Source organism: Streptomyces sp. URMC 123, assembly GCF_051386515.1.
Classification (GTDB): domain Bacteria; phylum Actinomycetota; class Actinomycetes; order Streptomycetales; family Streptomycetaceae; genus Streptomyces.
Genome location: NZ_JBPQTV010000381.1, coordinates 1 through 5,568 on the forward strand (window position 1 = coordinate 1; position 5,568 = coordinate 5,568).

6 protein-coding genes are annotated in these 5,568 nt (G+C 69.3%); 2 read left to right on the plus strand and 4 right to left on the minus strand.

All coding sequences use genetic code 11. From position 1 onward, the window contains the following. Positions 1 to 370 (minus strand): metal-sensitive transcriptional regulator (locus ACSNOD_RS27660; protein WP_436769801.1); only part of this gene is annotated, 370 nt, incomplete at its 3' end. Between the two features lie 323 nt (positions 371 to 693). Between ACSNOD_RS27660 and ACSNOD_RS27665 the strand changes: the two genes are divergently transcribed. Next, positions 694 to 1,314, plus strand: coding sequence for a DUF47 domain-containing protein (locus tag ACSNOD_RS27665; RefSeq protein WP_436769802.1), 621 nt, complete (start codon positions 694 to 696; stop codon positions 1,312 to 1,314). Positions 1,315 to 1,320: 6 nt separating this feature from the next. After that, on the plus strand, positions 1,321 to 2,319 hold the full coding sequence (locus ACSNOD_RS27670; protein WP_436769803.1) for an anion permease: 999 nt from the start codon (positions 1,321 to 1,323) through the stop codon (positions 2,317 to 2,319). Between the two features lie 134 nt (positions 2,320 to 2,453). Here ACSNOD_RS27670 and pstB read toward each other — a convergent pair whose 3' ends face one another. From pstB to pstC, 3 genes are all read right to left on the minus strand, one after another. Continuing rightward, complete coding sequence (pstB, locus tag ACSNOD_RS27675) at positions 2,454 to 3,230, minus strand: phosphate ABC transporter ATP-binding protein PstB (protein WP_436769804.1); 777 nt, start codon at positions 3,228 to 3,230, stop codon at positions 2,454 to 2,456. Positions 3,231 to 3,295: 65 nt separating this feature from the next. Continuing rightward, on the minus strand, positions 3,296 to 4,366 hold the full coding sequence (gene pstA, locus ACSNOD_RS27680) for a phosphate ABC transporter permease PstA (protein WP_436769805.1): 1,071 nt from the start codon (positions 4,364 to 4,366) through the stop codon (positions 3,296 to 3,298). Positions 4,367 to 4,403: 37 nt separating this feature from the next. Then, a complete protein-coding gene (gene pstC, locus ACSNOD_RS27685; protein WP_436769806.1) occupies positions 4,404 to 5,402 on the minus strand; it encodes a phosphate ABC transporter permease subunit PstC in 999 nt (332 codons plus the stop codon). Between the last annotated feature and the right edge of the window lie 166 nt (positions 5,403 to 5,568).

A 5,568-nucleotide genomic window follows, 5' to 3' on the forward strand; every position in this document is an offset into this window, starting at 1 on the left:
GCCTGGTGGTGGACGTCTCCCGGCTCGACTCCGTGGCCCTCGAGTCGCCGTCCGCCGCCGGGGCGCCCTCCACGGCCGCCGCGGCCACACAGTGCCGCAGATGCTCCTCCAGCAGCTGGAGGGCGAACGACTGGAGCGCCTTGGTGCCGGCCGACACCTGCGTGAGTATGTCGATGCAGTAGACGTCCTCGTCGACCATCCGCTGCAGCCCGCGGATCTGGCCCTCGATCCTGCGCAGCCGCTTGAGGTGCTGCTCCTTCTGCTTGCTGTAGCCGTGCGGGCCCGGCGGCGAGGAGGGCCCGTGCGAGGAGGGGCCGTGCGCGGTGGGGGCCTCGCCGGTCGCGGGCATGTCGGCCTCCGTGGTCGTCATCGCGTCCTCCCGTTTCCTGGTGAGCCGTGTCCTGGTGAGCCGCCGAAGGGAGTGTCCGACAGTGCCGCCCCGCGGAGAGGCGGCCTCGGGGCTGTCCTCCCGGTAACGGGGAACCCTGTTCCGCAGGGCGCCGAACGGCACGCCCGGCGCACCGTCGCATATACCCCTGGTGGGTATATGGTACCGAATGCGGCGGGCGGAGCCGGGGCCTGCTGCGGAGCACTGTGCCTGATGGGCGACACTGGGGGAATGCCCGTTAGCCGTGGCTGGAAGATGCGCCTAGCATCATCGAGACCGAATCCGCCGCACCCCGAGGAAACCACGTGCGATTTCGTCTGACCCCCAGGGAGACGAGCTTCTACGACATGTTCGCCGCGTCTGCGGACAACATCGTCACGGGCTCCAAGCTCCTGATGGAACTGCTCGGGGCCGACTCCTCCGCCCGGTCGGAGATCGCCGAGCGCATGCGGGCGGCGGAGCACGCCGGGGACGACGCGACGCACGCGATCTTCCACCAGCTGAACTCCTCCTTCATCACGCCGTTCGACCGCGAGGACATCTACTCCCTCGCCTCGTCGCTCGACGACATCATGGACTTCATGGAGGAGGCCGTCGACCTGGTCGTCCTCTACCAGATCGACGAGCTGCCCAAGGGCGTCGAGCAGCAGATCGAGGTCCTGGCCCGGGCCGCCGAGCTGACCGCCGAGGCCATGCCGCACCTGCGGACCATGGACAACCTCACGGAGTACTGGATCGAGGTCAACCGCCTGGAGAACCAGGCCGACCAGATTCACCGCAAGCTGCTCGCGCACCTGTTCAACGGCAAGTACGAGGCCATCGAGGTGCTCAAGCTCAAGCAGATCGTGGATGTGCTGGAGGAGGCGGCCGACGCCTTCGAGCACGTGGCCAACACCGTCGAGACCATCGCGGTCAAGGAGTCCTGACCTCCGGTGGACACCTTCGCGCTCATCGTGACCATCGGGGTCGCGCTCGGCTTCACCTATACCAACGGCTTCCACGACTCCGCGAACGCCATCGCGACCTCGGTCTCCACGCGGGCCCTGACCCCGCGCGCGGCCCTCGCGATGGCGGCGGTGATGAACCTCGCCGGTGCCTTCCTGGGCAGCGGGGTCGCCAAGACCGTCAGCAAGGGCCTGATCGCCACGCCCGAGGGCCAGAAGGGGATGGGAATCCTCTTCGCCGCCCTGGTCGGCGCGATCGCCTGGAACCTGATCACCTGGTACTTCGGGCTTCCGTCGTCCTCCTCGCACGCCCTGTTCGGCGGCATGGTGGGCGCGGCGCTCGCGGGCGGTACGACGGTGTACTGGTCGGGCGTGGTCGAGAAGATCGTGATCCCGATGTTCGTGTCCCCGTTCATCGGCCTGATCCTCGGCTATCTGGTGATGGTCGCGATCATGTGGATGTTCCGTAAGTCCAACCCGCACAAGGCCAAGCGCGGCTTCCGCATCGCCCAGACCGTCTCGGCGGCGGGCATGGCGCTCGGCCACGGTCTCCAGGACGCCCAGAAGACCATGGGCATCGTGGTGATGGCCCTGGTCATCGCCGATGTCGAGGACGCGGGCGACCCGATCCCCGTCTGGGTGAAGATCGCCTGTGCGCTGACGCTGTCGCTCGGTACGTACGCGGGTGGCTGGCGCATCATGCGGACCCTCGGCCGCCGGATCATCGAGCTGGACCCGCCCCAGGGCTTCGCCGCCGAGACCACGGCGGCCTCGGTGATGTACACCGCGTCCTTCATGTTCCACGCGCCGATCTCGACGACCCATGTCATCACCTCGGCGATCATGGGCGTGGGGGCCACCAAGCGCGTGAACGCGGTGCGCTGGGGCGTGGCGAAGAACATCGTCGCCGGCTGGTTCATCACGATGCCGGCCGCGGCGCTGGTCGCCGCGTTCAGCTTCTGGATTGTCAACCTCGCCTTCGGCTGACACGTGCCGCCGGCCGTCCCGTACGGCCGACGCGCGGAACACGGACGGGCCCGCCCCCGGGAGCAGGGGGCGGGCCCTTCGCCGTGCGGTGGCACCGCCATGCAGCACCGCAGGACGTCTGGTGTCCGGCCGGATCAGCCGAAGCGGCCCGAGATGTAGTCCTCGGTCGCCTGGACGGACGGGTTGGAGAAGATCCGCTCCGTCTCGTCGATCTCGATCAGCCGGCCCGGCTGGCCGACCGCCGCGAGGTTGAAGAACGCGGTGCGGTCGGAGACGCGGGCCGCCTGCTGCATGTTGTGCGTCACGATGACGATCGTGAAGCGCTCCTTGAGCTCGCCGATCAGGTCCTCGATGGCGAGGGTGGAGATCGGGTCCAGGGCGGAGCACGGCTCGTCCATCAGCAGCACCTCCGGCTCGACCGCGATGGCGCGGGCGATGCACAGCCGCTGCTGCTGACCGCCGGAGAGGCCGGAGCCGGGCTTGTTGAGCCGGTCCTTGACCTCGTTCCAGAGGTTGGCGCCCTTGAGCGACTTCTCCACGACGCCGTCCAGCTCGGACTTGCGGAAGCCGCCGTTCAGCCGCAGCCCCGCCGCCACGTTGTCGTAGATCGACATGGTGGGGAAGGGGTTGGGCCGCTGGAAGACCATGCCGACCGTGCGGCGTACCGAGACGGGGTCGACGCCGGAGCCGTACAGGTTCTCGTCGTCCAGCATCACCTTGCCCTCGACCCGGCCGCCGGGGGTGACCTCGTGCATCCGGTTGAGGGTGCGCAGGAAGGTGGACTTGCCGCAGCCGGACGGGCCGATGAAGGCGGTCACGGAGCGGGGCTCCACGGTCATCGAGATGTCCTCGATGGCCTTGTGGTTGCCGTAGTACGCGGTGAGGCCGCTGACGTCGATGCGCTTGGCCATGGGAATCACTTCTCTTCTGTGTCTGGTGTGGCCGGTCGCGGCCGACCACGCGGCGAGGCCGCGAATCAGTGGCGCGGGGCCTTCCAGCGGGCGATGCCGCGGGCCACCAGGTTGAGGATCATGACGAACGCGATGAGGACGAGTGCCGCCGCCCAGGCGCGGTCGTAGGAGGCGTCGGTGCCGATCCGGTACTGCTCGAACACGTACAGCGGCAACGAGGACTGCGCTCCCTCGAACGGGTTCGGGTTGATCAGCGCGGTGCCGAAGACCAGCAGCATCACGGGGGCGGTCTCGCCGGTGATCCGCGCGATGGAGAGCATCACCCCGGTGGTGATGCCGCCGAGCGCGGTCGGCAGGACGACCTTGAGGATGGTGCGCCACTTCGGCACGCCGAGCGCCAGGGAGGCCTCGCGCAGCTCGTTGGGGACGAGCTTGAGCATCTCCTCGGTGGAGCGGACCACGACCGGCATCATCAGCAGCGCGAGCGCCAGCGAGCCGGCGAACCCGGAGGGGCCGAAGCCCAGCCCGAGGTTCCAGAAGGCCAGCACGAACAGGCCGGCGACGATCGACGGGATGCCCGTCATGACGTCGACGAAGAACGTGACCGCCTGCGCGAGCCGGCCGCGGCCGTACTCGACGAGGTAGATCGCGGTCAGCAGGCCGATCGGCGCGGCGATGGCGGTGGCGATGCCCACCTGCTCCAGGGTGCCCAGCAGCGCGTGGTACACGCCGCCGCCGGCCTCCGCGTTGAGCAGCCCGGCCATCGAGTGGGTGAGGAAGTACGGGTCCAGCACCTTGATGCCGCGGCTCACCGTCACCCAGGTGAGGGAGAGCAGCGGGATGACGGCGAGGACGAAGCAGACCCAGACGACGCTGGTGGCCACCCGGTCCTTGGCCTGCCGGCGGCCCTCGACCCGGGCGGTGATCGCGTAGGTGGCGAGGACGAAGAGCAGGGCGGCGATGAGCCCCCACTGCACCCGGCTCTCCCAGCCGGCGGCGAGTCCGGCGCCGCAGGCGATGGCGATCGAGCCGGCGGCGATGGCGATCGGCGTCCAGCGGGGCAGCCGCGCCTGGGCGAGGCTGCCGGGCGGCCGTACGTCGGCGGTCGGACGCTGGTCCTGAATGACAGCGCTCACGGTGTGACCGTTCCTTCCCGGCCCGCGCATACCGTGCTCATGCGTTGGCTCCCGAATACTCCTTGCGGCGCGCGATGATCCACCGGGCGGCGCCGTTGACCAGCAGGGTGATGACGAAGAGCACGAGGCCGGAGGCGATCAGCGCGTCGCGGCCGAAGTCGTTCGCCTCGTTGAACTTCGCGGCGATGTTCTGCGCGAAGGTGCCGCCGCCCGGGTCGAGCAGATGACCGGAGAAGAGGAAGTTCGGGGAGAGCACGACGGCCACGGCCATCGTCTCGCCCAGCGCGCGCCCCAGGCCCAGCATCGAGGCGCTGATGATCCCGGAGCGGCCGAAGGGCAGCACCGACATCCGGATGACCTCCCAGCGGGTCGCGCCGAGGGCCAGCGCCGCCTCCTCGTGCATCTTCGGCACCTGGAGGAAGACCTCACGGGTGACGTTGGTGATGATCGGCAGGATCATGATCGCCAGCAGGATGCCGACGGTGAAGAGGGACCGGGCCGGGCCCGCGCCCGACTTGTCGAAGATGTACGTCCAGCCGAGGTACTCGTCGAGCCAGCGGTTCAGCCCGTCCAGGTACGGCACCAGGAACAGCGCGCCCCACAGGCCGTAGATGATGCTGGGGACCGCGGCGAGCAGGTCGATCACGTACCCCAGCGGCGCGGCGAGCCGGCGCGGGGCGTAGTGCGAGATGAACAGCGCGATGCCGATGGCGATGGGCACCGCGATGGCCATCGCGATCAGCGAGCTCACGACCGTGCCCCAGGCGAGGATCGCGATGCCGAAGACCGGCGGCTTGCCGGCCGGGTTCCACTCGAAGGTGGTGAGGAAGTTCCCCGAGTCCTCCGAGATGGCGAGCGTGGCGCGGTAGGCCAGGAAGAGCGCGATCGCCGCCATGATGACCAGCAGCAGGATGCCCGAGCCCCGGGAGAGACCGAGGAAGATCCGGTCTCCCGGGCGGACGGCGCGGCCCTTGGTGGCCTCCGGAAGTGGTCGCGAAGGCGGTGGTGGGGCGGTCGCGGTGGGTTGGGATGTCATGAGATCTCCGGTCTGGGTGGGGATGACCCCTGGCGGCGGTGCACCGGATGGGATTCGTGCGGGGTGTGCGGGGCGTACGGGGGGCGTACGGGTGTGTGCGCCGGTTGTACGGGGTGTGAGCGGGGCGTACGGGGTGCCCGACGGGATGCGCGGGATGCGCGGGACC

Coding starts and splice junctions, on each gene's coding strand:
- pstB (WP_436769804.1), bottom strand. CDS start 3,230: ATGGCCAAGCGCATCGACGTCAGCGGCCTCACCGCGTACTACGGCAAC.
- pstC (WP_436769806.1), bottom strand. CDS start 5,402: ATGACATCCCAACCCACCGCGACCGCCCCACCACCGCCTTCGCGACCA.